Origin of the sequence: Stenotrophomonas maltophilia group sp. Smal17 (assembly GCF_030237045.1) — a bacterium.
In the GTDB taxonomy this organism is placed as follows: domain Bacteria; phylum Pseudomonadota; class Gammaproteobacteria; order Xanthomonadales; family Xanthomonadaceae; genus Stenotrophomonas; species Stenotrophomonas forensis.
In genome coordinates this window covers 1-24,258 of sequence record NZ_JASJSU010000060.1, presented here as the reverse complement: position 1 = coordinate 24,258, position 24,258 = coordinate 1, and the positions used below count along the sequence as shown (strand labels likewise).

Below are 24,258 nucleotides of genomic sequence, written 5' to 3'. Positions count from 1 at the left end.
CCTGCTGACCCGCGACAGCGCCGACACCCTGCGCCGTGCCCATGACAAGGGCGCCGCCGATTGGCAGGGCTCGCTCGATCTGGGGCGCAGCCAGGACACCGTGGCACTGGATGCGGACGGCTTCCACTTGCGCGGCCAGGCCTACCCGTGGCCGGGCAAGCTGAAGGACCGCACGCTGTACTACTGGGATGGCGAGGAGTTCGCGCCGATCTCGCGCTACAGCGGCTCGCTGATCAAGCTGGTGCCCACCGAGTGGGGCGCGCCCACCTTCGAGATCGACGGCATCAAGATGCTGCCGACCTCGAAGCTGTCGCCGTTCGAGGACGCACGCCGCAAGGTCGAGCTGGTCGCCCCGGCCGGCAAGGTCATCCTCGATACCTGCGGCGGCCTCGGCTACTTCGCCGCCTGCGCGCTGGAGGCCGGTGTCGGCCAGATCCGCTCGTTCGAGAAGAACGCCGACGTGATGTGGCTGCGCACGCTCAACCCGTGGTCGCCGGACCCGGACTCGGCCGCCGCCGGGGGCCGCCTGCAGTTCAGCCACGGCGACGTCTCGCAGCAGATCGAGCAGGTGGCCGGCAACAGCGTCGATGCGATCCTGCACGACCCGCCGCGCTTCGGCATTGCCGGCGAGCTGTACTCACAGGTGTTCTATGACCACCTCGCCCGCGTCATCCGCAAGGGCGGCCGCCTGTTCCACTACACCGGCGCGCCGAACAAGCTGACCAGCGGCCGAGATGTGCCGCGCGAAGTGGCCAAGCGGCTGGAAAAGGCCGGTTTCAAGGCGGAGCTGGCGCTGGACGGCGTACTGGCCGTCAAGCGCTGAGCCTCACTCCGAATCCACCTTCGCCAACGTCATCACCCACTTCGGCACCACCGGTTCCCCGGCGTAGAAGTCCTTTGGCTTCTTCTCCGCCATCGCCCAGCGGTGCAGCCAGCTGGGACCGTAGCGGCCGTTGTAGCCTTCGGCGCCACGCGCATAGGCCGGGTCACGCATCGCTTCGTCCAGCGACACGAAGCGATAGCCACGCCGCTGGGTCGCCGCCACCAGTTCGGCAAACGTGGCCGCGTTGAGCTCGTTGGCGTGCATCAGCCACACCTGCGGCAGCGCATAGCCCAGCAATGCCTGCGACTGCTGTTCGTAATAGTCCAGCTTGTTCAGCATGTACGGCACATAGCCCTTGCGCAGCTGTGCCAGCGTCGCCTCGCGCGCGGCCGAATCGGGCTGCTCGTTCATCACGTTGGCATAGGCGAACGCCCACACCCACTCGCCGTTGTCGACCGTCACCGGCGCCACGCGGTAGCCGTGCTGCTTGAAGAACGCGTCCATCTGCACGCGCTCTTCCGCAGTACGCCCGGCGCGCAGGTAGGGGTGGCGCATCCACTGTGGCACCTGCCCACGCTCGGCCAGCAGCGGCCGCAGCACCGTTTCCCCACGCAGGAAATCCTGCTGGAACGCCGCCACGCCCTTGGCGTTCAGGTCCATGTGCGAATACGTGTGGTTGCCCAGCACGTAGCCCGCGTCCAGCCAGTCGCGCAGCATCTGCACGCGCGCAGGCTGCACCTGCCCGTCCACCTCAAGCTTGTTCTCGTTGACGAAGCCCACCACCGGCACATGCGCCTGGCGCAGCTGCGCCATCAACGCGGCATGCCGCGCCTGCAGGTCTGCCGGCACGATCTCGTCCACCCGCGCCCAGGGCAGGTCATCGATGGTCACCGCAATGCGACGATCCACCTCGGCCGCCTGCACCGCCAGCGACAGCAGCAGCAACGGCAGGGCTCGCAACAACGCACGCATCAGCACTTCCTTGTCGGGGCAATGCGTGGACTGTAACGCGATCAGGTAGGCGTCCGCATACCCTTGGCCGCCGCACGCCACAGCACGATACTGGCCACCATCGCGGTCATCAGCAGCGATACCGCCATCATCGCCAGATCATCCGGGTTGCGCTGCAACGGGGCGTATTCGCGGGTGAGCACGTGCAGCACCACCTGCTGGGCCTGTGCCAACGGCACCCCGCCCTGCTCGGCCAGGTCCACCAGGCAGGCCGCCGGCGACAGCCTTGCCACGCTGCTCCACGCATCCTCGTACAGGTGCAGCGTCCACCCTGCCAACGCCAGCACGCCCACATGCAGCGCCACCAGCCCTCGGCGGAGCGTACCCAGGCGGTGCTGTTGGGGCATGGCACGCAGCGCACAGACCGTTGCCGCGCCGAGAAGCGCCAGCAGCGTGCCCACCAGCGGAATCCAGCGCAGCGGTTGCCAATCATCCAGCGCCTCGGCGCGCGCCAGCAGTTGCTCGGCCACGCGCAGGCGTGCCACCGGATCGGGACCACCGCAGCCATCCGCTACCGGTACCAGCAGCAGATCCACGCGGGAGTGGAAGCAGCTGGCCCCCAGGCCAAGCGACAGCAGCGCCACCAGCTGCAACAGAAACACCATCACCCCCGGCCCGAACAGGCGGCCGAGGCGGGAAACAGCAGAGCGCATCGATTCATCCATGACAACAACGCGCCATGCTATCCAGCCGCACCACCGCTGTCGGCTGGCAGATACGACAACAGCTGGCGCCTATCGGTAGGATGTCGATTGAAGTAGATGCATATGTGAGGACGTGCACAGGATGGTGACGTTGTACCTGGTGGTGCGAACACTGCTGCCACTGCTGGCATTCGCACTGGCGGCGTGGGGAGTGTCGCGCCTGATCAAGGCACGCGTTGCCCGCCTGCCGCCGGTTCCGCTGAACCTGCCTGCGCACAGCAGCAGCCCGCGCAAGAAGGACCGACGGCTGTACGCACGTGCACTGCGTCGCCGGCCCAGCCTGCGCACCGCAACCCGCCCCGCCAGCGCACCGCGCAGCTGGCATCTGCTGGGCGTGATGGTGGCGATCGCTGCGCTGGCGGCCACGGTGCTGGCCATGCCCGACGGCGCACGCTTCCAGGTGATGGTCGAGAGCGTGCGTGGCTACCCGGTCACGCTGGCTGAAGTCCGCGTCCCGGCGGCGGCACAGGCCGTAGTGCTGCAGCGATGGCGACCCTCGCTTGCGCCGCTGGCGCGCCCGGTAACGATGCGCTATCCGATCGGCCGCTTCGGCGGCGACCATGAAGCGCGCGCATGGCTTCCGGTGCAGATCCGCCACCTTGACGATCGATTGCAGGTGGCCCTGCCCATCGCCGTGGATGCGGTGGCATTGCAGGCCGAGCTGGCACAGTTGGCGGGGCTTGCGACCGGGGCGGTTTCGGTGCGCCAGGCGCAGGTAGCGCCTTGGATGGACGCGGGCTGGGAACCGCTGGGCGACCCGTAGAGCCGAGCCCGCGCTCGGCTGCCAGGCTTACACCTCGCGCGGCAGCTTGGCGGCCCACATATTGTCGACCAGATTCGGGTACGGGCGCCCGTTCTCCTCCGCCCGCTGCCGCGCCGCCTCTTTCTGGGCAGGCGACAGCGGCTGGGATTTCTGGCCCTTGGAGTTGGGCTTCTTCCACGGCGGGGTTTCAGTCTTGCGCATGGCGCCAGCTTACTTCTTCAGGAAGTTCAGCAGCGCCAGATTGAAGTGATCGGCATGGCTGGTGTTGCAGCCGTGCGGCGCGCCTTCCAGGATCACCACCTCGCTGCCCGCTATCGCCTGGTGCGTGCGCTCCCCCGAGCCTTCAAACGGCACGATGGCATCGCTGTCGCCGTGCAGGATCAACGTCGGTACGGTGATCTTCTTCAGGTCGTCGCGGAAGTCGGTGGTGGCAAAGGACTGCATGCAGCCCAACGCGGCCGTCTGATCGGACTGGTGGCACAGCGCGATCGCCGCCTGGCGCTGCTCCTCCGTCACCATCAGCTTTCCATCGGCACTGAAGAAGTCGCGGGTGAAGCCATCGAAGAAGCTCTCGCGGTCCTTCTCCAGCCCGCTGCGCATCTCATCGGCCTTGTCCTGGGTCAGCGGGCCGTCCGGGTTGTCGTCACTCTTCAGCAGGTAGGGCGGCACGGCGGCGGCGAACACTACGCTGTGCAAGCGGTCCTCGCCGTGGTTGGCCACATAGCGCGCCACCTCGCCACCGCCCATCGAGAAGCCGACCAGCGTCACGTCGCGCAGATCGCGTTCTTCGATCAGCGCGGCCAGGTCCGCCGCCAGCGTGTCGTAGTCGTAGCCGTCGGCGGGCTTCTCGGAGCGGCCGAAGCCGCGACGGTCATAACTGATCACCCGGTACTGAGCATCGCGCAGGATCGACACCTGCGTCTTCCAGGCATCGGCCGAGAGCGGCCAGCCGTGGATCAGGATGACCGGGCGGCCATCGCCGCCGGTGTCTTCAACGTGCAGGCGGATGCGGGAGGCAGGCATGGGGGCTCCTGTGGAAGGGAAGAGTTGCAGGCTAGAACCCCGCCCCTATGCCGCCCGTGAGGGAATCGCGGCGCGCTGTGACGTGGCGTGCACAGGCTGAAGGGACGCCCGCACCGCCAGATTCCCGCTTCATCACCTCCAGCGCCGGTTTCGTCGCAGCACGGCGGCAGGGTGCGGTGGACCGTGCCAGCCTGCGCGGACCACTTCCGGGAGATTCGCCATGCTGCTGTTCACCCTGCCCCTGCTGGCCGCCGGCCTCACCGCTGCCCCAACCGCGCCCGACAGCCTGCGCGAACAGATCCGCCAGGCCGATACGCAGCTGTTCGCCGCCGCGTTCGACGACTGCGACGCCGACAAGGCCGCGTCGATGACCACCGAAGACATGGAGTTCTTCCATGACAAGGCCGGCAAGTCCGCCAGCAACCGCGACGACTTCCGCCGCAGCGTGGCCGCGCTGTGCGAGAGCAACCGCGCCAACCACACGCATCTGCGGCGCGAACTGGTGGAGAGCTCGCTGCAGGTCTTTCCGCTGCACGACGAACGGGCGCTGGAGATCGGCGACCACCGCTTCCACGAGCGCGATGCGAAGGGTGTGGAGCGTTGGACCGGCCAGGCGCGCTTCATCCAGGTCTGGCGGCGGGTGGATGGGCAGTGGCAGGTGGAACGGGTGATCAGCTATGACCATCGGCCGGCGGATTGATCGGCACGGCGTAATGTAGAGCCAAGCCCACGCTCGGCTGTGGTTCGGTGGATGGGAAAGTCATCGAGTTGATTTTCGAAGAGTCTCGGGCGCAGCATCCACCTTCGGCACGCCAATGGCTGGTGCTGGACAGGCCACGCCGGAGGATTTTTGATTCTTGGGTTCCGTACCCGGGCCCTCCCAGTAGTGAACATCTATTGATACGTCACCTCCGGGCACACGACGAGCTATGGAGTACACGCCGTTGGCATGCATCAAGAATCGCTCATTTTCAGGAATTCCTGGATAGCGACTGGCAGCCTGGTAGTCACCGACGTACGCGACCCATCTTGCAAAGCGCTCGACCTCAAACTGCCAGCTTTCGGCGTACTGAAGCGCACCATTAAGTACCAGGAACAGGGTCAGCATTCCAACGAATCGCGCCCCTCCAAGCGCTGCCATCCGCTTAAGGGATTCCGTGCGCCCGCTGCCTTTCCAGGGAGAAAGAGCGGGGATAATGGCCTGCGCGAACATCGCCAACAGGAAATATATCTGTAAGCCAATCGCAGCGATGCCAGCAGCAAAGGCCACAAGCCACACCCATACAAATGGATAGAGCGGCAATACAAGCGCGCTGCTTGCCAGTGCGAAGTCCTGCCCTGGAAGTCCTGTTGCAGCTGTCATTACATTGCGAGCAATGATGGCAACAAGCAGCAGTACTCCCAGGTGAAACAGGATAGCCGCGCGTCGAACTGCGGGATGACGTCGTGCTCTTTGGAAAAGAGGCGTGAGTCGGGCAATGACGCCTAGCGCCATGCACGAGCATGACAAGGCGAGAATCCCAGTAGACCAGCCAGTGTTCTTGGTGAGAAGCAAGACCAAGAACCACACGGTCATCGGCACCAAGCCCACCAAGTACAGCTTTACCTCGGTGCTCAGGCTCTTGAACTTTTCAACCCAACAGCGAATATCGATCATTCTTCTTGTTACGCAGAGAAGCGAGCTCTACTTTGCTGCATAGTCAAGGGAAAGGCCACTGGAGCGAGCATGTCTCTCCAGCGACCTTCCCGAGCAGCAATTACAACTGAATCCGCGCCACGCTCTCGTCAGCCCCCTTGTCGTCCTTCTCGCCGTTCTTGATGCTCACGAACAACACGTTGTTCTTCGCATCCAGCGCCAGGCTGTTCGGGTGGGTCGGCACCTTGTAGGTGGCCACCTTCTGGTAGCTGTCACTGTTGTACGCCGTCACCGTACCCGCTTCGCGGTTGGTCACGTACAGGCGCTTGCGCGGTGCATCCAGCAGGATGCCCAGCGGGCCGGCATCGGTCGGGATGCTGGCCAGCTCCTTGCCGGTGCTGCGGTCCAGCACCAGCACGCGCTGGCCCGGGTGCTTGCTGACCAGGCCGCTGCTCTTGGCCTGGTAGCCACGCAGGAATTCCGAGCCCTGGTCGGTCACGAACAGGCGCTTGCCGGACGGGTCCAGCGCGATGTTCATGGGCTGCTCGGCGGCGATCTTGTGCTGGGCCACCACCTTGTTCGAATCGGTGCCCACCACCACCAGGTCGGCCAGCAGGTTGCTGGTGTAGACGCGCTTGTTGGCCGCATCCAGCGCCAGGCCCGGCGCCTTGGCGTTGCCCAGGCCGTCGATGGTGTTGATCACCTTCAGCGTGGTGGTATCGATCACGAACAGCACGCTGCTCACGTCCGGCTGGCTGCTGTGGCCGGTCACGTACAGGCGGTTGCCGGCGCTGTCCACCACCAGCTCGCGCAGGTCGTGGGTGTAGGCGGCCTTGCCGTCCTTGCCGGTCTTCTTTTCCATCAGCTGGATGGTGCCGATGGCCTTGTTCTGTGCGGTATCGACCACGGTCACCGACAGGTCCACGGTGTTGCCCACGTACAGGCGGTTGTGGGCGTCATCCAGCACCACGCCGAACGCCTTGCGCTCCAGCGGGATGCGGGTTTCCACGGCCAGCGTGGCCGGGTTCAGGCGCAGCACCTGGGCCGGGCCGGCGTCATCGCCGAAGCCACCGGACGAGGCGACGAACACGGCGTTCTGTTTCGGGCTGTAGGCCAGTTCGTACAGGCCCTTGGCCACGGCCTGGCGCTGCACGGCGGTGCTGGCACTGGCGGCGGGGGCGTTATCGGCGAACGCGGACGGCACGCCAAGGCTGAGCGAGACGGCAAGGGCCAAGGCGGCCGAGCGGAGAGCGGAATGAGGGAACATGCGAGCATCCTTGAAAGGGCACGGGAGGGTGTCCTGGCTCGCTGGGCCGTACTGCGACGGCCCGCTCCGGCGCGGTTTGCGCGGGGTGGGCTGGCTGGGTTGCGGGGGGAATGTTAACAGGAGACAGCGAGCGGGGGTGGTCTCCGGTACTGTGCGCCCGCGCCACCCCTGCCAAACGCCCATCCGCGGCCGCGTGGTGCCAACGAGGGGGCGTTGCAGGCCCGTAAGGATGCCGAGTGGGATTCATTACCGGCGGCCCGCCCTAAAGTTCCACCCGTTGCTGCCGCCTAGCACTAGGTGCTGCAATCACTCCAAGGCGGAATGAGTCCGCCCGCATCGTCAAGGAATGGAAGACCCGATGTCCGAATTCTTCACGCAAGAACATTTCAACCTGCTGCAGTCGCTGCAAGGGAAGAAGTTCGATCAAACCGATGCCGCGCATGAGGCCGCGTACAAGAAGCTGCGCCAGGCCTACGATCTGACGCAGGACTGGGCAAACCGTATCAAGGCGGAGCGCTTCCCCAATGGTCGCGTCAGTATCCGTCGACGCCCCACCAACCAGGGCAACCACTTCGCAGGCTACAACTGGGCCAAGATCTATCCCGATGCTGCCTCGCCGCCTTCACTAGCCTACACCGTTGGCCTCAACGGCCACGATGGCTTCGTCATCAAGATCGACACGGTGAAGCTGCAAGACAACAATCCCATGCGCGAGTCCTATCTGAAGCTGCGCGGGCCGTTTCAGGGTTCACCCATTGTCAAAATTCTACCAATCGACCAAGGGCTGTCGCTTGGCATGGATGATCTGGTGGCGTGGAGTTTGAACGCTATCACCGAGTTCGGGCTGAGCTATGACGAAGTTGCAGAGCGCATTGGTCAGCCCGACGAAGTTGAGCCGGATGCCGTGCTGAAACACTTCGATATCAACGAAGACTTCCGCACCATGCGCAAGGGTTGGAACACAGAAGAGACAGAGCAATTCTGCAGACTGGCTCGGCTGGTGCATTACTCGGGAATGGACTGGTGGTTCGCAGGTACCCACACCCATCTGCGCTTTGGCCGGAAGAACGCTGGCAGCGCGCGTGCCGTTTCGGTGGTTGGGCTGGTGACGGGTTCCCTCGCCTGCCGGGTCACCTGGCGACCTGAGTTGCCGAGCATTTCCAAGTTCGTTCGCAAGGCCATCTCTGAGAAGATGGTCGACAACATCGCGGCCGCGCTGGAGGCCGATGATGAAGCCTTGCAGGAGCTGATTCGAACCGACGAAGAGCGCGAGGGCTTCTGGCCGGCGCAGGCCAGCGATGACTCGTCGGCCACGTTTGACCTGTCGGAGGCAGACGAGAGCGATGAGGGACTGCCAGCGGTGCAGAGCGAAGTTGCGGAGATGCTTGCGTTCAATCGTATCTACTTCGGTCCGCCAGGAACCGGCAAGACATACCAACTAAAGTTCCTGTTGGATGATCAGTTCACAGCCGATGAGGACGACAAATCCGTTACAGAAGGCGAAACCAAGCGCTATAGCTTTGTTACCTTCCACCAGTCCTACGGCTACGAAGACTTCATCGAAGGGCTGCGCCCGGTCATCGAGAAAAGCGCGCAGGGACAGGTGCGCTATGAAGTTCGTCCGGGTGTGTTCCTGAAGCTCTGCTCGCGGGCTCGGAAGTATCCCGATGAAATGTTCGCCATCGTCATTGACGAGATCAATCGCGGCAACATCAGTAAGATTTTCGGCGAACTGATCACGTTGATTGAACTGGACAAGCGAACCGATATGAAGAACTGCCATTCGGTCACACTGCCCTACTCTCAGCGGCTGTTCTCCGTTCCGCGCAATGTCAGCATCATCGGCACCATGAACACCGCGGACCGATCCCTGGCATCTCTGGATACCGCCCTTCGCCGCCGATTCGAGTTTGAGGAGGTTCTGCCCGACTCGAGGGACGAGCAAGGGGCGCCTTTGGCAGGTCTACGCGTCAACAGGGATGAAGTCTCCATCAATATCCCAAAGCTGCTCACCGCAATGAACCAACGCATTGAAGCACTTTACGATCGCGAGCATCTGATCGGTCATGCCTACTTCATGCCGCTGAAGAGTATCAAGGAAGACAGCGAGCGCATGACCGCACTGACCGCGCTGTTCGAGAAGCAGATCCTCCCTTTGCTGGAAGAGTACTTCTACGATGACTGGCAGAAAATTCGGTTGGTGCTTGGCGACAACCAGAAGCATTCAAGCCTGCAATTTGTGCAGGAGGCCACCAACGATGACGAGGCGCTGGAGCGACTGTTTGGTGCCAATGCTGCGGACGAGGGTCATGGTGCACGGCCGCGTTTCAATCGCAATCCTGATGCTCTGAGCAAGCCAGATGCCTACGTGGCCATCTACAGCACGCTGCTGGGCAACGAGTGAGCACGGCGGCCACGCTCACCCTGCACGAGTACGACGTACTCGTACCGGCATCATCGGGCACCGCGCCCGGTGGTGCGCGCGTCGTGCCCGATGGCGTTTACCGGTGGCTGGAACGGCAGTCGTTGGAGCTGATCGACGGCAAGTTGTCCCCATGGGTTCGCCGTTGCCGCCGGGGTATTCAGGTCACCAGCCACGTGGGCGTGGTTACCGCGCCAGGCGGCCTGCAGATCGAGATCCTGCCCAAGGTGGGCAAGGCGCTGGACGCCGGTGCCGGCGAGGCACGTGGCCTGCTGCTGAGGATGCTGCGTTGCCTGCAGCAGTTCTCACACCTTCGGTTCGGCAATGCGCAACTTGCCGCCGACAGCATGCCGCTGCTGGAGGTGTTCGTTGCCGAGTTCCTGCGTACGGTGGTGGCAGTGACCCGCAGCGGGCTTCGCGGCCAGTACCAGACACATGAGGATGATCTGCCTGCGCTGCGCGGCAGGCTGCTCGTGGCCCAGCATCTGCGCCGCAATCTGGTGCGTGCCGATCGCTTCCACACCGCCCACGATGAGTTCAGCATCGAAAGGCCGGAGAACCGGCTGATCCACACGGCATTGCGAAAGGTGCTTGCCGCGACTCGCTTGACCCACCATCAGCGGCTGGCACGGGAGCTGTTGGCATTCTTCGCCGAGGTGCCGCTCAGCCACAATCCGGACCAGGACATGCAACGGGTTCAGCTGGACCGCAACATGCGCAGCTATCGAGAAGCGCTGGATTGGACGCGTTTGATCCTGCAAGGGCTGTCGCCTACTTCGTCGGTAGGCACGCAGCAGGCGCCTTCGCTGTTGTTCCCGATGGAACGGTTGTTCGAGGCGTACGTGGCCAGGCACTTCCAGAAGCAGCTACCGGCGCATCTTGCGCTGGATACCCAAGTCAGGCGGCATCACCTGGTGCATCACGGAGGTGCAAAGTGGTTCCAGCTCCGGCCGGACATGGTGGTGAGCCATCAGAAGACAGACGTACTGGTGCTGGACACCAAGTGGAAGTTGCTGGATGCCGGACAGGCCAATGGCACCCACAAATACGGCTTACAGCAGGATGATTTCTACCAGCTGCACGCCTATGGACGCAGCTATCTGGGCGGACAGGGCATGGTTGCACTGGTCTACCCCCGCACCGACAAGCTGGATCAGCCGCTACCGGTGTTCGACTTTCCGGGGAGCGAAGGGCTGCAATTGTGGGTGCTACCATTCTGCCTGAGGCGGGCCGAAGTGCTGCTTCCGGAGGGCTGGGAATGGCCGCAGGACAGCTTGGCTGGTTGAATCCAGCGTCTTGAGACGAAGACAGGTCATCCTCTCCACCCAACTGGAGGATGACCATGACCCGAATCGATGCCGCATGGCTGGAAGCGTTCGACAAGGAACTGCTGTGTCTGTTCGCCATCGACCACAACGATGCCGGCATGGATGAGTTCCTGCTGGGCTGCTACGCAGACCTTCCGCCGCGCGAGGCGGCGCTTGCCTTTGGCAGCGACTATGACCTGGAGCGCGACGATGCGCTATGGCCACGGCCCGGCGTGCCTGTGTGAACTGTGTTCCACGGTATTCGGGGCAAGCGATGCCAGAGGATGGCCGCTATGCTGGTCGCGCACTGGAATGGAAACCACGCATGCCCCGTTTGAACGCCGCCCTGGCACTGACCTTCGTTCTGATGCTGCTGGGCGCTTTGCCTGCCATGGCAATGGATACAGACCTCCGTATTTTCACGGAGGTGTTTGTAGAGGCCGGGGACAACCCCACCTTCAAGGTGCAGCAGGTGCCTGCGGTGGTGTATTCAACGCCACCGGTCACGACGGCCGACACGTTGCCGCAGTTTCCCCTGCAGGTGCTGTTGGTGGCTCAGCTGGATGAGCTGGGCCACGTGTCCAACGTGATGGTGGCGCGGTCCAGCGGGCGGCGGGAGTTTGATCGTGCAGCGCTTGATGCGGTGGATGAGTGGCGCTTCGATCCGGTCGTGGTTGAGGGCGTCGCGAAGCACGCGCGGGTTCGGGTCCGTTTGATGTTCACCCCGGAGACCGAGGCGCCTGCCCCCTAGACTGCTGGTCCAGCCTGTCGCAAGTGACCCTACTCCAGTGCCCTGGCTGGGGGCCTCCCTGCGGTTGGGGCCAATAGCGCCAAGCCCTTCAAGACCATTGCAGCGCAATCGTTTGCTGCCTTAACACCGTGTGCGACAATGCCGAAAGCGTCAGGATTGGCAATCGCCGGTTCTGCAGTTTCTTGGCATTTGGCAGCTGTGCGGGTATCTCTTGGCGTGCCACCGAAAAAGGGTGGCGCGGGTTCGAAAGCCCGTTCAGTAACCATGTGTTTTGCGCTTGCCAGCCGGCGTCACCTTGCGTGGCGCCGGTTGGCAATCCGTTCGCGTTCAATGGCGGGCGGTGCGTGGGGGTCTTCGGACCCACCGGCTTGGTTACTGTCCGGCTTTCGAACCACGCATCGTCCGCCACCTTTATCGGTGGCGCTGCTGTCTGTCTTGTACGGAGCATTGCCATGAGCGCAACGAAACTACCCGGTGTGAACACCCGCCGCGATCCGGCCAACGCCGATCACGAGAAAGACCCCTCGCCCTATCCCCTTGGATTTGTCGCCACGCTGCATCGCATTGGTGCGGGCGCCGCTGCCGATGGGCAGCCCTGGCCCGAGCGCAACCTGAGCCTCGGGCGCAGCATGCAGATGGCTGATGCGGATTGCGCGCTGGGCGGCCTGCGCGTGGTGGCAGAGCTGATGCTGGCAGCGGAGCGCACGCGGCAGAACGGCACCGACGAAGAGTACGTGGGGGACCGGGTGATGGAAGGGTTGAAGATGGCGTGTGTGGCGTTGACGGTGATGGCTACTGAGCGGGTTCAGGGTCAAAAGTAGAGCCCTAGACTTGAACCTCAAGCGTCAGGTTGTGGACTGTCCTCGCACCTCATTCTCTGCCCATCTCTGATCTGCAGGACTTCCAATGAAGTCTATGAGGTACTCCCTTGTTCTCGTGGTAGCGCTGATAGGTGCAGCACTTGCCAACCTCCACCTGCCCATTGTCGGGCTGGAGCTAGAGACCTACCAGAAGGTGTCCGCTGCTGAGTTTGCAGCAATGCATAGAGAAGCTCTACATCTAGCAACCGAAGACGCAGCGGTAGGTGCCGGGCGCTTTGAAGCCCAGTACTTCGAGCTCACTTGCCGGGGTGAGCCCGCTTTGCTGGTGGACAACTCGTCATCACAGTTGCTCGTCCTAGGCTTCATAGACCAGGCCAGTGAGGCGCCTTGCATTCAACCTCTACTTCAGCGCTGGAGTAGCCGACTACTTCCGGCCGACTAGGTCTTTGGACTCCGCATACGAGGCGTACCAACGGGCATGAACGGGCTGCGGTATGTGCTGACACGCTACGCCTCCCCTGCGCTAAGCCATTAGCGGCTCACCGTGTCGTTTACGGCATACTTTCCCCAGGACGCCACGTGCGGTCGCGGACAGGGGAAGGCTGTGAGTAGGTGGACTGATGACGAGTTGGCTGCTGCCGTTGAGGCATATCGCCAAATGGAGGCCCGTCTCGCGAATGGATCAGCCCTTGAGAAGACAAGGGTCTATCGTGAACTGGCGGCCCGCCACGGACGAACGTCCAAGGCGTGGGAATACCGCATGCAGAACATTTCCCATGTTCTAGATCAGGCGGGCAAGCCATGGCTACCCGGGCTTCTTCCAGCATCGAACGTGGGCGCAAAGGTTGAGCCGAAACTTGCCAAGCTCCTCGGGCTTTCTGGTGAGACGCTCACGTCGGTCTCTGGTCCTACAAGGGGACTGTTGGAGCAGGAGGCCAAAGCGGCGGAGGCATCTGGCAATTTCTCCCCAGCAGACGAGGTGGACGAGAGGCAGCGTGTGCTGGCAGCTATCGTTCGGCGCCGCGGGCAGCCTGCCTTTCGTAAGGCACTGTTGGATGCATACGGCGGCCGCTGCGCTATGACGGGATGCAATGTGGTCGATGCGCTTGAGGCGGCCCACATCCGACCCTATTCCGGCCAGTCGAGTAGCGTGGTCAGCAACGGCCTGCTGCTGCGAGCAGACGTTCATACGCTTTTTGATCTCTACCTTATCGCCGTAGACCCGGTGTCCTTGCGAGTGTCTCTGGCGCCTGCATTGCACCAGTCAAGCTATAGCGACCTTGTCGGCAAGGAACTGACGTCCCCAGTATCAGCAGCGCTTTCGGCCAGCCCTGATTCGCTAGCTTGGCACCGGTCGCAGTGTGCCTGGGCGTAGAGCTCCCCCGCTTGGTTGTCTCAGCTCCTGAGACAACAGATGGAGATCCTTTACTTCCTGATTTCGCTTGCCTCTCTTGATGTATAGATCAATAATTGGGGCGCCTCGAATACGGAAGCTGGGCGTGACCACCCTCCAAGAACTAGGCTGTCAGGTAGCTGCCAGGCGTAAGCAGCTCGGCTTGAAGCAGATTGACGTAGCGAAGACCAGCGGCGTGACTGCTGAACTGCTTTCCCGATTCGAAAGGGGTCACCTTTCTGAACTCGGCAGCAGGAAGCTGATTGCAGTGTTGTCGGCTTTGGGTATGGAAATCTCACTCAGCACGACGCCATCCTTCATTTCGGAAGAAGGATGATCGCGTCCAAATCTATGTGGACCATTGGTCCAATCAAGCAAAATTCACTGGAGTACTGGAATGAGATCGGTTGAGCTTTTCGCAGGAGCCGGCGGTTTGGCCATGGGATGCGAAATTGCCGGTTTCGAGCATTTGGCTGTGGTCGAATGGGACAAATGGGCATGTGATACGGTCCGCGAGAATCAACGGCGCGACTACCCCCTTGTTCGTGGCTGGACCCTCCACGAAGGTGATGTCCGCTCGTTCGACTGGTCTTCCATCCCGCAGGACATTGAGCTTCTGGCTGGCGGCCCACCCTGCCAGCCATTCTCCATTGGCGGCAAGCACAAGGCGCATGAAGACGGACGGGATATGTTCCCGGCGACTGTCGAGATCATCAGGCAACTGCGGCCGAAGGCCTTCATTGTTGAGAACGTGAAGGGTCTAACTCGCGCCAAGTTCGCGAACTACTTCCATTACATCCAACTGCAGTTGGAGTTCCCGGATGTCCCTCCCCGCAAGGACGAGGACTGGTCAGATCACCTCGCCCGCCTTCAGGTCGAGAAGACATCGGGCAAGCGGAAGGGCAAGGGCCACACTTACAATGTCATCCCTACGCTGGTAAATGCTGCGAACTTCGGTGTACCGCAGAAGCGTGAGCGTGTGTTCTTGGTCGGCTTCAGAGACGATCTTGGCGTGGAATGGTCATTCCCGCATGAAACCCATAGCTACGATGCTCTTCTGCATGACCAATGGGTGACCGGGGTCTACTGGAAGCGTCACGGCATACGTCAGCCCAAAATGCCTGCGAAGCTCGCCGCGCGCGTTGCCAAGTTGCAGCAGTTCCGTACGATGCTGCCGACACAGGCATGGCGAACGGTTCGAGACGCACTACAGGGGCTTCCAGATCCGGAAGGTCGCGAAGCAAAGAAGTTCGCGAACCACATCTATCAGGCAGGTGCGCGCTCCTACCCCGGGCATACCGGTAGCCCCCTCGATCTGCCTGCAAAGACCCTCAAGGCCGGCGGCCATGGCGTGCCAGGCGGAGAGAACATGCTGGTGAAGGATGACGGCTCGGTACGCTATTTCACCATTCGAGAGAGCGCTCGAATCCAGACGTTCCCCGACGGATTCCAGTTCCATGGCAGTTGGTCGGAAACCATGCGGCAGCTTGGGAATGCAGTGCCTGTGTTGCTGGGGCAGCGGGTGGCGGCAAGTGTTGCGGAGCAACTCGCGATTGCGGGACTGTCGCAAATCGCCAAGAATGAAGCAAATACCAAAAGAAAGCGCGCATGACGGCCAAAGTAATTCCATTCAATCCACTGGATAAGAAGAACCTTGGCGCAAGCGTTGCCGAGGCATTGCTTACGAAGGAAGTGCATCCACTCGGTCAGCTTCCCCAGTTTGATGGCGCAGGCATTTATGCCATCTACTACACAGGCGACTTCGAAGCTTACGAGCAAATAGCTCGGCTCAACAACGATGGGAAGTTCATGCTACCCATCTACGTGGGGAAAGCTGTTCCAGCCGGCGCTCGTATGGGGGCAGGCACCGACGTTCCGCCTGGCAAGGTCCTCTTCAAGAGACTTAAGGAGCACGCGGACAGCATCAAGGCTGCGACGAACCTGAACATCGAGGACTTTTTCTGCCGGTTCCTGGTCGTCGACGACATCTGGATCCCGCTCGGAGAGTCACTGATCATCTCCCGTTTCACGCCTGTGTGGAACTCTCTGATTGATGGATTTGGAAACCACAATCCTGGAAAGGGACGACACGCGGGCATGAGACCTCGCTGGGATGTACTCCATCCTGGTCGAGAGTGGGCCCAGCGGCTAGCAGAGCGCCCTGAAACACAGCTGAGAGTCGCGGAGGATGCGGCGACCTATCTTCGTGTTCTTCCCGCATGCATCTCAGATCGCTTCGTTGAGGCAGACGGCGCCTGAGCTATCGACATGTTTGCTCTGCGTTCCGCCTCAACCAGATCTTCCGACCTGTCCTGTAAAGCGGGAAATTCACTAGTTGCTTCGATCCGTCGCGCAGGGCTCCGTTTCAAGCGATAGACTGAGGCCGAATTAATTTTGCCGAGAATGGGGAGTCGCCTGTCGATTGACCCTTTGAGCGGGACGACTATCGGGAACGATGTAAGGTGGGTGTAAATGTTTCATCTCCACCTGGAGTGTTCAACCCAAGGAGGACCGAGCTCCAGAGAATTCGCGCCCTTGGAGTAACTTCGACCCTGTTCTTCAGGTCCTTGCTACTTCATCGAATGCAACTGCGAATTCTCGGATAGCCAGTAGAGTTATTTGCGCGCTCTCAGATGTGAATAGCGGCGACCAGATCACCGCCCCTGTACGACCACTTACAAAAGGAAATGTAATGACACCGTACCTCAATCTGAATGGAGACTCTAATATTGTCTCCTACCAAGCATCCGCCACGTCTATCCATGTAGTGTTTGCCAGTGGGACGTGGAGAAACTATCTATATGACGACACAAGGCCTGGCTTAGCCATCGTTAACCAAATGAAGGCTCTTGCAACTCAAGGGCATGGACTTAACTCGTTCATATCAAAGTCCGTAAGGACCAATTACGCACAGAAGTGGTGAGTAAATACCCGCAGAGTAGGCCGAAGTGGGGCGATTCGATCGCTCCACTTCTTATGACCTCGTAAGACCCACCGTTCCCTGCTCAGGTTATGCGGTGAACGCTGCGGCCCAGGCCACATCAGGCGGCATCATCTTCAATACATGCCGAGGGTGCTGGGATAATGACCCGCTCATTTCCTGCCAATCCAGCCATAGTGCGGCGGTAACCGAACGAAAGCTCATTCAGGATTATCTTCTCGATCAATCCAACCAGCTCGGGTTTGATCTTAGCTGCGACCTTAGTTGGTCTGTGGTTCGTTATCCGGCGCACAACGAACCAGAAGCAAAATTCGTCAACAGCACTGCGACTCCTTCACCCTTCAAGCCCTGCTGGATCGATCGCATCAGCCCTCATTCTTCCCCAGCTGGGACGTCAGACTTTCCGGACGAGGATCTCCAGTCGCGCTTTGACATAGACCTCCTGCAATCCCTTCAGTTACCGCTTGGACCACTTGCGTAAGTCCTCCGGCTTGGCCTGAAGGGCACTCTCAATGCCGCACCTGCGAGCTTTGGCCCAGCTCTTGACCTCGGCCGGGCTTGGGCCGAATTGGCGCCTAACAGCGGCTGTTATTGCCCGAGAACTATTTAACTCCGGTTGCCCTAATCAACTCACTTAGGGGCAACACGACGCCAACATGCCACTCAGCCCGCAGTATCTTCGCCGCTCCAACCTCGACAAACTTAGGCCGAGTTGTACCCTTCGGCGGGAAACGGGGACGATAGGCAGCAACGCCAAAAATTCTTGGATCCAGCTGCCACTTTTTCACTGAGTTAATAATATCGAACAGATACTCAACGAAGTGAATACCTCTAGAAATTTGCGCCTGAGCGTCACCTGGACTTTCAGAATTTTTGCATTCTACTACAAACACGAGAGGACGCCCTTCCTCAGACAGGCACACCACAGTCAAATCATTTCTAGTATTGAATCCCGGCCCCAGGATGGCGAAAGGCTCCTCACCCTTCACATCCAGAGAGAAAGCGACATGCTTGGCATTCGAAGAAATCTCGAACTTGCTTTTAGTATTGTCATGATGCTCCTCATAATGAGTAATTTTACCGCGATCGGATTTGACAATAAAATCGCTGCAAATTGATTGCGCGACGGCGTCAAAGAACGTCGTTGCGGAAACCATCAGACCTTCTCACCGCTGACGTCGACAGCCTTCGCATCAGAGAACGGATTAATACATTCAGATACAGCAAAATAAATCGAAGAATTGCTTTCATTCAAGGAATTGATAGATCGATCCAGGCCAACAACCTCTATACCAAATCCAGCGCTCACTTCACTGCGCTCAACGCCATTATCGGAGAATGCATAGGCCGCCACTAGATCCGGCGACATCCGCTCCGCACCATCTTGGTTGTACCCAAACTTTTTCTCCAGCGATCTGCGCTCCGGGAAGTCTTGCGACAGCATTATCATATTACTTATTTCTCGGACAATATAATCCGAATGCGTGCTAATAACCACTCGCATGCCAATATTTACAAGCCTCACCAGAAGCCTCGCAACGAGCCTTTGATTATCCGGATGAAGATTAAGCTCAGGCTCGTCTATCATTACACAGTCCCCGGCCTTCGCAGCGCCCTCAAGCCATGCCCACAGCCCGTAGAAACTCTTTACGGTTGACGATGCAAGGTGAATTCCAAGATCCGTTTTTGCCCGGTACGGCTTAACGCTAATGACACCGTCCTTGCTAACCTTGTACCTAACTCGCGCCAGATCCTTCTGAAGCCGTAGCGCTTCAACATGCATCTCGCCAGGCTTTCTAGTGATCCTCGGCGCTTGACGCAAGAACGAAAGATACGCATCAATCGGTTCCGCATACTGGGCAACCATCATGTCCTTGATCAGCTCGAATGGATTATTAGCGTCCCTCTTCAAGTGACGGAGAATAGCCGAGCTTTTCGCGTCAAGGTCAGGATAAAAGAGATTGAGTCCTGATCGCTCAGCCGGGAGCAAGAACGCGCCTCTTGCATATGCTCCAATAACCATTTCCATGACCAGAGCCGAGAGTATTTCGGCAAGCAGTGCCTTTGGAAATGTAGAGGCGGAGAGCATGCTAATGGATAGCCAGAGAATTCCTTTCTCCCTGTGGAATCTTACGTCGAGGCCAGTCGCCCCGGATTCCATTCTCTTCTTATAGCTCGAGCTTCTTCCAGCAAAATCAACGAACTTATCCTTATCAAACTTTACCGAGATTGACGCCCCACTAAAAGCGCCTGCCGGGGCGCTAAAAATATCGTAAAGATTCCTCTTGAGACCCTCAGTGATACCTCGCTGAATCACGCCCCAGTGCTCACTAAAGAACTCAACAAAATCTATACGCAGCGTATTCTTGGCAGCCAATTCATTCGCCAGCCCATTTGAAAAATCAAATACATAAGTTACTCTCCGCTGATAGAGAGCCCAGAGAACGTACATCAGATACGTCTTCCCTGTATTATTCGCACCACTTATAACGGTGAGGCGACCAGGCTCAATCTCAGCATCACCTTTTATTGGACCAAAGTTACCAATGTTAATTTTCATCAAGCGTCTCCAAGATCGTAATCTGGCGCAAAAAAAGGCGGCCATGCAGGCCGCCTTAAATTATCAATCTTTACTCACATCAATCAAACCCCAACAGGGTTAGCCTTCTCCGGATCAATCTTGTACTGCTTGATCGCCCGGGCCACATCCTTCGCGGTCATCTTCCCTTCCTTCGCCAGCGCCGCAATCGCGGCATGCGCGATGTAGTAGCGATCCACCTCAAAGAACCTACGCAGGTTCGCACGCGTATCCGAACGGCCAAACCCATCCGTACCCAGCACCGTGTACGACATCGGCACGAACGCGCGGATCTGGTCCGCATACGCACGCACGTAGTCGGTGGCGGCAATCGCCGGGCCCTGGCGGCCTTCCAGCAGCTCGGTCACGTAGGCCTTGCGCTGCTCACCTTCCGGATGCAGGCGGTTGGCACGTTCCACGTCGAAACCATCGCGACGCAGTTCGTTGAAGCTCGGGCAGCTCCAGATGTCGGCGGTCACGCCGAAGTCCTTGTCCAGCAGCTCGGCCGCAGCAATCGCTTCGCGCAGGATGGTGCCCGAGCCCAGCAGCTGCACGCGCAGCTCGCCCTTCTTCGGCTTGCCAGCGTCGGTCAGCAGGTACATGCCCTTGACGATGCCTTCGGCCGCGCCTTCCGGCATTTCCGGGTGGGTGTAGTTCTCGTTCATCAGGGTGACGTAGTAATACTCGTCCACCTGGTCTTCCATCATGCGCTTGGTGCCGTGCTGCAGTACCACCGTCACTTCGAAGCCGAAGGTCGGGTCGTAGCTGCGCACGTTCGGGATGCCACCGGCCACCAGATGGCTGAAGCCATCTTCGTGCTGCAGGCCTTCACCGTTCAGCGTGGTGCGGCCGGCGGTGCCACCCAGCAGGAAGCCGCGCGTACGCATGTCGGCGGCCTGCCAGGCGATGTCGCCCACGCGCTGGAAGCCGAACATCGAGTAGTAGATGTAGAACGGCAGCATCGGCACGTTGCTGACCGAGTAGCTGGTACCGGCGGCCATCCACGAGCTGATCGCGCCCGGCTCGCTGATGCCCTGCTGCAGCACCTGGCCGCTCTGGTCTTCGCGGTAGAACATCAGCTGGTCGGCGTCGACCGGCTTGTACTTCTGGCCGAACGGCGCGTAGATGCCGATCTGGCGGAACAGGCCTTCCATACCGAAGGTACGGGCTTCGTCGGCCACGATCGGCACGATGTGCGGGCCCAGTTCCTTGTCGCGCAGGGTGATGTTCAGGCTCTGCACGAAGGCCATGGTGGTGGAATAGCTGCGCTCGCCGCTGCTCTTCAGCAGGCGGTCGTAGGCTTCCAGCTTCGGCGCCACGAAGGTCTTGTCGGCCTTGCGGCGGCGCTGCGGCAGGTAACCGCCCAGCGCGGCACGGCGTTCCTGCAGGTACTGCACTTCCGGCGAATCCGGGCCCGGGTGGTAGAACGGCACCTGGCCGTCGGCCAGCTGCGCGTCGGTCACCGGAATGTTGAAGCGGTCGCGGAAGTGGCGCACCGCTTCGTCGTCCAGCTTCTTGGTCTGGTGGGTCGGATTCAGCGCTTCACCGGCGCTGCCCATGCCGTAGCCCTTCACGGTCTTGGCCAGGATGACGGTCGGCATGCCCTTGGTGTTCACGGCCTGGTGGTAGGCGGCGTACACCTTGTGCGGGTCGTGGCCACCACGGTTCAGGCGCCAGATGTCGTCGTCGCTGAGGCCGGCGACCATCGCAGCGGTTTCCGGGTACTTGCCGAAGAAATGCTCGCGGGTATACGCGCCGCCGAAGGCCTTGCAGTTCTGGTATTCGCCGTCGACGGTTTCCATCATCAGCTTCTTCAGGACGCCGTCGCTGTCCTTGGCCAGCAGGGCATCCCAGTAACCGCCCCACAGCAGCTTGATCACGTTCCAGCCGCCGCCACGGAACACGCCTTCCAGTTCCTGGATGATCTTGCCGTTGCCGCGCACCGGGCCGTCCAGGCGCTGCAGGTTGCAGTTCACCACGAAGATCAGGTTGTCCAGGCCTTCACGGCCGGCCAGGGCGATGGCACCCAGGGTTTCCGGCTCGTCGCTCTCGCCGTCGCCGATGAAGCACCACACCTTGCGGTCGGACTTCTCGATCAGGCCACGGTTTTCCAGGTAGCGCATGAACTGCGCCTGGTAGATGGCGGCCAGCGGGCCCAGGCCCATCGACACGGTCGGGGTCTGCCAGTACTCCGGCATCAGCCACGGGTGCGGGTACGAGGACAGGCCACCGCCGTCCACTTCCATGCGGAACTTGTCCAGCTGCTCTTCGCTGATGCGGCCTTCCAGGAAGGAACGCGCGTAGATGCCCGGGGCGCTGTGGCCCTGGATGAACAGCAGGTCGCCCGGGTGGTTTTCGCTCGGGGCGCGCCAGAAGTGGTTGAAGCCCACGTCGTACAGGGTGGCGCCGGAAGCGAACGAGGCGATGTGGCCGCCCAGGTCACCCGGCTTGCGGTTGGCGCGGACCACGGTGGCCATCGCATTCCAGCGGATGATCGAACGGATGCGCCATTCCAGCTCGGCATTGCCCGGGCTCTTGGCCTCGAGCTGCGGCTCGATGGTATTGACGTACTCGGTGGTGGGAGAGAACGGCAGGTAGGCGCCCGAACGACGGGTCAGTTCCACCATGCCTTCCAGCAGCTGATGCGCGCGCTCGGAGCCCTCGACATCAATAACGGCCTTCAACGACTCGATCCACTCCTGGGTTTCCACAGGATTCGGGTCGTTGTTCAGCACCTCGTTCAACCAGTTCATTAGCGCTCCCATAACCGCACGCACGCGCGCGACTGTTGTATAGATTTCTAGACCGCAAAGTGTAGCGCACCAAGGGCTTTCGTCACTTGGCTACGCAGGCGTATGGATGCAACCGACCAGTGTCCGCAAGGGGCTTGCAAGGGCCCGTGATGGCCCTGCGGCGGGCCTTGGCGGCTGCGCGGGCTGTCGCTTGCGGGCCGCTGCGGCCATGTGCAGGACGCAGTGTTACCGCTGCCGATGACGGTTGTAGGGCAACGCCGGCACCACGGTAGGTGGAGGCCGGGGCGTGGTTCTGAACCGGCGACAACATGTCGCAGCCGCCACTGGATCGGGACCGCCGATGGGCCCAGCGTGGCCCGCGAGTGATGGGCCTGGCGGCCCTGCTCCCTTCCACAGTACTGCCGGGGCGCCCTGCAAGGGGCGCCCCTTTTTCTGTGCGTGGGGCCGGCCGTGGCCCAAAACGGGGCTGCTTGTGGCCGGATCGATGATTGCCGGCTTCGATATATCGATATATCGTTTGCACACTCGTTTACCGATATATCGAAATGAGCCGCACCCCCTCTCCCAGAGCCCGTTCCACCGATCCGGCGGTGCCGCGCCGCAACGGCCAGCCGCGGGTGCTCAGCCGTGGCGACCTGCGCCTGCTCGTGCTGGCCCTGATCGGCGAGCAGCCGCGCCATGGCTACGAGCTGATGCAGTTGATCAGCAACCAGTTCATGCAGGCCTACACGCCCAGCGCCGGCACCATGTACCCGCTGCTGGCCAGCTTCGAGCAGGCCGGCTGGATCGAGGCCGAGGAAGTGGACGGCAAGCGGATCTTCCGCATCACCGCCGCCGGCGAGTTCGAGCTGAAGGTGCAGCGCACCCAGGTGCGGCTGGCGCAGCGACGCGCCTTCGACCGCGCCCGCGAGATCACCAAGGCCTCGCTGCCGCCGCCGCTGGCCACTGCCCTGCGCGAGTTCAAGCGGGCGCTGGTGCATCACCACGGCCGCTGGGCCGAGGGCGAGGCGGACGAGGTGGCGGCGCTGCTGACGCGGGCCTCGGCCCTGCTGAACGGTACCGCCGGTAGCGAGACAACACCGCTTTCAACGACCCAGCCAGACTGACTCCAGCCAGGTCCTCCCCCATGCCGCGCGCCCCCGCGCGACCCTTTTACAGGTATCCCCATGACCGAACACAACAACACGCGCCTGCGCCTGGATGTGCACTTCCGTGAACTGACCGTGCTGCGCACCGAGGAAGTCACCCCGCACATGCGCCGCGTGGTGCTGGGTGGCGACGATCTGGCCGGTTTCGATTCGCCCGGCGCCGACGACCACATCAAGCTGTTCTTCCCCAACGCTGCGGGCGAGATGGTGCTTCCGGTACTGACCGCCGAAGGCCGCAGCTACCCGGCAGGCAAGGAGCCCTCGCCGGCCCGCGACTACACCCCGCGCTGGTGGGACCACGAAACCGGCGAGCTGGCCATCGACTTCGTGCTGCACGACCAGGGCATTGCCGGGCCGTGGGCCGAGCAGGCGCAGGCCGGCGACGTGCTGGTGATCGGCGGCCCGCGCGGCTCGTTCGTGGTGGCCGACAGCTACGACGCCTATGTGCTGATCGGCGATGAAACCGCGCTGCCGGCCATCGCCCGCTGGCTGGACGTGCTGCCGGACGGCGCCGAGGTGCAGGCCTTCATTGAAGTGAGCGATGAGGCCGAGCGCCAGGACCTGCCGCAGTACGAGAACGTGCGCATCCACTGGCTGGAGCGCAACGGCTTCCCGGCGGCCAGCAGCACGCTGCTGGAAGACATGCTGACCGACTTCGAAGCGCCGGACGGCGATGTCTTTTACTGGATCGCCACCGAATCGCGTCGCGCCCGGATGATGCGCAAGTTCATCGAAGGCCACCTGGGCGTGCCACGCGACTGGATCCGCTCGACCGGCTACTGGAAGGCCCACCCGGACGAAACCGACGGCGATTGAGCAAGAGAGGGTGGGTGCGGGCTTCCCTTGGGTGGTTGCTGACTTCCCTTGGGTGGGTGCGGACCGTTGGTCCGCACGCCCTTTGACCGGTAGTGGGGGGG

25 protein-coding genes are annotated in these 24,258 nt (G+C 61.3%); 15 read left to right on the top strand and 10 right to left on the bottom strand.

Going from position 1 to position 24,258, the window contains the following annotated elements; all coding sequences use genetic code 11:
• Position 1: 1 nt before the first annotated feature.
• Positions 2-823, top strand: coding sequence for an MnmC family methyltransferase (locus tag QRO93_RS14985; protein WP_285304275.1), 822 nt, complete (start codon positions 2-4; stop codon positions 821-823).
• A gap of 3 nt (positions 824-826) precedes the next feature.
• Here QRO93_RS14985 and QRO93_RS14980 read toward each other — a convergent pair whose 3' ends face one another.
• Both QRO93_RS14980 and QRO93_RS14975 read right to left on the bottom strand, forming a co-directional pair.
• A complete protein-coding gene (locus tag QRO93_RS14980; RefSeq protein WP_180880457.1) occupies positions 827-1,795 on the bottom strand; it encodes a polysaccharide deacetylase family protein in 969 nt (322 codons plus the stop codon).
• Positions 1,796-1,836: 41 nt separating this feature from the next.
• The gene (locus QRO93_RS14975) at positions 1,837-2,487 is read right to left on the bottom strand and encodes a hypothetical protein (protein ID WP_180880446.1); all 651 of its coding nucleotides are present in this window, start codon (positions 2,485-2,487) and stop codon (positions 1,837-1,839) included.
• A 133-nt stretch (positions 2,488-2,620) separates the two neighbouring features.
• On the opposite strand from QRO93_RS14975, the gene QRO93_RS14970 reads away from it, so the two are divergent.
• Entirely contained in the window at positions 2,621-3,301 is a 681-nt protein-coding gene (locus tag QRO93_RS14970) for a hypothetical protein (protein WP_180880443.1), read from the top strand.
• 27 nt (positions 3,302-3,328) lie between these two features.
• On the opposite strand, the gene QRO93_RS14965 is transcribed toward QRO93_RS14970, so the two are convergent.
• Both QRO93_RS14965 and QRO93_RS14960 read right to left on the bottom strand, forming a co-directional pair.
• On the bottom strand, positions 3,329-3,502 hold the full coding sequence (locus QRO93_RS14965; protein WP_180880441.1) for a hypothetical protein: 174 nt from the start codon (positions 3,500-3,502) through the stop codon (positions 3,329-3,331).
• A 9-nt stretch (positions 3,503-3,511) separates the two neighbouring features.
• A complete protein-coding gene (locus QRO93_RS14960; RefSeq protein WP_180880438.1) occupies positions 3,512-4,324 on the bottom strand; it encodes an alpha/beta fold hydrolase in 813 nt (270 codons plus the stop codon).
• A 220-nt stretch (positions 4,325-4,544) separates the two neighbouring features.
• On the opposite strand from QRO93_RS14960, the gene QRO93_RS14955 reads away from it, so the two are divergent.
• Positions 4,545-5,024, top strand: a complete 480-nt coding sequence (locus tag QRO93_RS14955; protein WP_180880436.1) for a DUF4440 domain-containing protein — start codon at positions 4,545-4,547, stop codon at positions 5,022-5,024.
• Between the two features lie 60 nt (positions 5,025-5,084).
• On the opposite strand, the gene QRO93_RS14950 is transcribed toward QRO93_RS14955, so the two are convergent.
• Both QRO93_RS14950 and QRO93_RS14945 read right to left on the bottom strand, forming a co-directional pair.
• The gene (locus QRO93_RS14950) at positions 5,085-5,981 is read right to left on the bottom strand and encodes a hypothetical protein (RefSeq protein WP_180880433.1); all 897 of its coding nucleotides are present in this window, start codon (positions 5,979-5,981) and stop codon (positions 5,085-5,087) included.
• 100 nt (positions 5,982-6,081) lie between these two features.
• Positions 6,082-7,227 carry a YncE family protein gene (locus tag QRO93_RS14945; RefSeq protein WP_180880430.1) on the bottom strand — a complete coding sequence of 382 codons (1,146 nt, stop codon included), beginning with the start codon at positions 7,225-7,227 and terminating at the stop codon, positions 6,082-6,084.
• A 358-nt stretch (positions 7,228-7,585) separates the two neighbouring features.
• Between QRO93_RS14945 and QRO93_RS14940 the strand changes: the two genes are divergently transcribed.
• The 4 genes from QRO93_RS14940 to QRO93_RS14925 all read left to right on the top strand — a co-directional run bounded on the left by QRO93_RS14940 (position 7,586) and on the right by QRO93_RS14925 (position 11,707).
• On the top strand, positions 7,586-9,631 hold the full coding sequence (locus tag QRO93_RS14940; protein ID WP_053448625.1) for an McrB family protein: 2,046 nt from the start codon (positions 7,586-7,588) through the stop codon (positions 9,629-9,631).
• A complete protein-coding gene (locus QRO93_RS14935) occupies positions 9,628-10,935 on the top strand; it encodes an McrC family protein (RefSeq protein ID WP_180880427.1) in 1,308 nt (435 codons plus the stop codon). The genes QRO93_RS14940 and QRO93_RS14935 overlap by 4 nt, the downstream gene beginning before the upstream one ends.
• A gap of 56 nt (positions 10,936-10,991) precedes the next feature.
• The gene (locus tag QRO93_RS14930) at positions 10,992-11,201 is read left to right on the top strand and encodes a hypothetical protein (protein WP_180880425.1); all 210 of its coding nucleotides are present in this window, start codon (positions 10,992-10,994) and stop codon (positions 11,199-11,201) included.
• Positions 11,202-11,281: 80 nt separating this feature from the next.
• Positions 11,282-11,707: an energy transducer TonB gene (locus tag QRO93_RS14925; RefSeq protein WP_164086182.1), complete on the top strand. Its 426-nt coding sequence runs from the start codon at positions 11,282-11,284 to the stop codon at positions 11,705-11,707.
• An 88-nt stretch (positions 11,708-11,795) separates the two neighbouring features.
• On the opposite strand, the gene QRO93_RS14920 is transcribed toward QRO93_RS14925, so the two are convergent.
• The gene (locus QRO93_RS14920; RefSeq protein ID WP_180880422.1) at positions 11,796-12,161 is read right to left on the bottom strand and encodes a hypothetical protein; all 366 of its coding nucleotides are present in this window, start codon (positions 12,159-12,161) and stop codon (positions 11,796-11,798) included.
• Here QRO93_RS14920 and QRO93_RS14915 point away from each other — a divergent pair.
• The 6 genes from QRO93_RS14915 to QRO93_RS14890 all read left to right on the top strand — a co-directional run bounded on the left by QRO93_RS14915 (position 12,160) and on the right by QRO93_RS14890 (position 17,343).
• Entirely contained in the window at positions 12,160-12,528 is a 369-nt protein-coding gene (locus QRO93_RS14915; protein WP_285304274.1) for a hypothetical protein, read from the top strand. The genes QRO93_RS14920 and QRO93_RS14915 overlap by 2 nt on opposite strands.
• A 760-nt stretch (positions 12,529-13,288) precedes the next feature.
• On the top strand, positions 13,289-13,903 hold the full coding sequence (locus QRO93_RS14910) for an HNH endonuclease (RefSeq protein ID WP_219626301.1): 615 nt from the start codon (positions 13,289-13,291) through the stop codon (positions 13,901-13,903).
• Positions 13,904-14,027: 124 nt separating this feature from the next.
• Positions 14,028-14,258 (top strand): helix-turn-helix domain-containing protein, encoded by a 231-nt coding sequence (locus QRO93_RS14905; RefSeq protein WP_180880419.1) that lies wholly within the window; start codon positions 14,028-14,030, stop codon positions 14,256-14,258.
• Positions 14,259-14,318: 60 nt separating this feature from the next.
• Positions 14,319-15,533, top strand: coding sequence for a DNA cytosine methyltransferase (locus tag QRO93_RS14900; protein ID WP_180880417.1), 1,215 nt, complete (start codon positions 14,319-14,321; stop codon positions 15,531-15,533).
• Positions 15,530-16,180 carry an Eco29kI family restriction endonuclease gene (locus QRO93_RS14895; protein ID WP_180880414.1) on the top strand — a complete coding sequence of 217 codons (651 nt, stop codon included), beginning with the start codon at positions 15,530-15,532 and terminating at the stop codon, positions 16,178-16,180. The genes QRO93_RS14900 and QRO93_RS14895 overlap by 4 nt, the downstream gene beginning before the upstream one ends.
• A gap of 758 nt (positions 16,181-16,938) precedes the next feature.
• Entirely contained in the window at positions 16,939-17,343 is a 405-nt protein-coding gene (locus QRO93_RS14890; RefSeq protein WP_180880411.1) for a hypothetical protein, read from the top strand.
• A 121-nt stretch (positions 17,344-17,464) separates the two neighbouring features.
• Here QRO93_RS14890 and QRO93_RS14885 read toward each other — a convergent pair whose 3' ends face one another.
• From QRO93_RS14885 to aceE, 3 genes are all read right to left on the bottom strand, one after another.
• Positions 17,465-18,019 (bottom strand): hypothetical protein, encoded by a 555-nt coding sequence (locus QRO93_RS14885; RefSeq protein WP_285304273.1) that lies wholly within the window; start codon positions 18,017-18,019, stop codon positions 17,465-17,467.
• Positions 18,019-19,422, bottom strand: coding sequence for an AAA family ATPase (locus QRO93_RS14880; protein ID WP_180880406.1), 1,404 nt, complete (start codon positions 19,420-19,422; stop codon positions 18,019-18,021). Before QRO93_RS14880 ends, QRO93_RS14885 begins: the two co-directional genes overlap by 1 nt.
• 83 nt (positions 19,423-19,505) lie before the next feature.
• Complete coding sequence (gene aceE / locus QRO93_RS14875; RefSeq protein WP_046984452.1) at positions 19,506-22,193, bottom strand: pyruvate dehydrogenase (acetyl-transferring), homodimeric type; 2,688 nt, start codon at positions 22,191-22,193, stop codon at positions 19,506-19,508.
• 545 nt (positions 22,194-22,738) lie between these two features.
• Here aceE and QRO93_RS14870 point away from each other — a divergent pair.
• Entirely contained in the window at positions 22,739-23,299 is a 561-nt protein-coding gene (locus tag QRO93_RS14870) for a PadR family transcriptional regulator (protein WP_180880404.1), read from the top strand.
• 60 nt (positions 23,300-23,359) lie between these two features.
• Positions 23,360-24,157 carry a siderophore-interacting protein gene (locus tag QRO93_RS14865; protein ID WP_180880402.1) on the top strand — a complete coding sequence of 266 codons (798 nt, stop codon included), beginning with the start codon at positions 23,360-23,362 and terminating at the stop codon, positions 24,155-24,157.
• Positions 24,158-24,258 lie beyond the last annotated feature (101 nt).

What these genes read in the sequence shown, in the direction of transcription:
- QRO93_RS14980 (WP_180880457.1), bottom strand. Translation starts at nt 1,795, where the DNA reads ATGCGTGCGTTGTTGCGAGCCCTGCCGTTGCTGCTGCTGTCGCTGGCG.
- QRO93_RS14975 (WP_180880446.1), bottom strand. Translation starts at nt 2,487, where the DNA reads ATGCGCTCTGCTGTTTCCCGCCTCGGCCGCCTGTTCGGGCCGGGGGTG.
- QRO93_RS14970 (WP_180880443.1), top strand. Translation starts at nt 2,621, where the DNA reads ATGGTGACGTTGTACCTGGTGGTGCGAACACTGCTGCCACTGCTGGCA.
- QRO93_RS14965 (WP_180880441.1), bottom strand. Translation starts at nt 3,502, where the DNA reads ATGCGCAAGACTGAAACCCCGCCGTGGAAGAAGCCCAACTCCAAGGGC.
- QRO93_RS14960 (WP_180880438.1), bottom strand. Translation starts at nt 4,324, where the DNA reads ATGCCTGCCTCCCGCATCCGCCTGCACGTTGAAGACACCGGCGGCGAT.
- QRO93_RS14955 (WP_180880436.1), top strand. Translation starts at nt 4,545, where the DNA reads ATGCTGCTGTTCACCCTGCCCCTGCTGGCCGCCGGCCTCACCGCTGCC.
- QRO93_RS14950 (WP_180880433.1), bottom strand. Translation starts at nt 5,981, where the DNA reads ATGATCGATATTCGCTGTTGGGTTGAAAAGTTCAAGAGCCTGAGCACC.
- QRO93_RS14945 (WP_180880430.1), bottom strand. Translation starts at nt 7,227, where the DNA reads ATGTTCCCTCATTCCGCTCTCCGCTCGGCCGCCTTGGCCCTTGCCGTC.
- QRO93_RS14940 (WP_053448625.1), top strand. Translation starts at nt 7,586, where the DNA reads ATGTCCGAATTCTTCACGCAAGAACATTTCAACCTGCTGCAGTCGCTG.
- QRO93_RS14930 (WP_180880425.1), top strand. Translation starts at nt 10,992, where the DNA reads ATGACCCGAATCGATGCCGCATGGCTGGAAGCGTTCGACAAGGAACTG.
- QRO93_RS14925 (WP_164086182.1), top strand. Translation starts at nt 11,282, where the DNA reads ATGCCCCGTTTGAACGCCGCCCTGGCACTGACCTTCGTTCTGATGCTG.
- QRO93_RS14915 (WP_285304274.1), top strand. Translation starts at nt 12,160, where the DNA reads ATGAGCGCAACGAAACTACCCGGTGTGAACACCCGCCGCGATCCGGCC.
- QRO93_RS14920 (WP_180880422.1), bottom strand. Translation starts at nt 12,161, where the DNA reads ATGGCAATGCTCCGTACAAGACAGACAGCAGCGCCACCGATAAAGGTG.
- QRO93_RS14910 (WP_219626301.1), top strand. Translation starts at nt 13,289, where the DNA reads ATGCAGAACATTTCCCATGTTCTAGATCAGGCGGGCAAGCCATGGCTA.
- QRO93_RS14900 (WP_180880417.1), top strand. Translation starts at nt 14,319, where the DNA reads ATGAGATCGGTTGAGCTTTTCGCAGGAGCCGGCGGTTTGGCCATGGGA.
- QRO93_RS14895 (WP_180880414.1), top strand. Translation starts at nt 15,530, where the DNA reads ATGACGGCCAAAGTAATTCCATTCAATCCACTGGATAAGAAGAACCTT.
- QRO93_RS14885 (WP_285304273.1), bottom strand. Translation starts at nt 18,019, where the DNA reads ATGGTTTCCGCAACGACGTTCTTTGACGCCGTCGCGCAATCAATTTGC.
- QRO93_RS14880 (WP_180880406.1), bottom strand. Translation starts at nt 19,422, where the DNA reads ATGAAAATTAACATTGGTAACTTTGGTCCAATAAAAGGTGATGCTGAG.
- aceE (WP_046984452.1), bottom strand. Translation starts at nt 22,193, where the DNA reads ATGAACTGGTTGAACGAGGTGCTGAACAACGACCCGAATCCTGTGGAA.
- QRO93_RS14870 (WP_180880404.1), top strand. Translation starts at nt 22,739, where the DNA reads ATGAGCCGCACCCCCTCTCCCAGAGCCCGTTCCACCGATCCGGCGGTG.
- QRO93_RS14865 (WP_180880402.1), top strand. Translation starts at nt 23,360, where the DNA reads ATGACCGAACACAACAACACGCGCCTGCGCCTGGATGTGCACTTCCGT.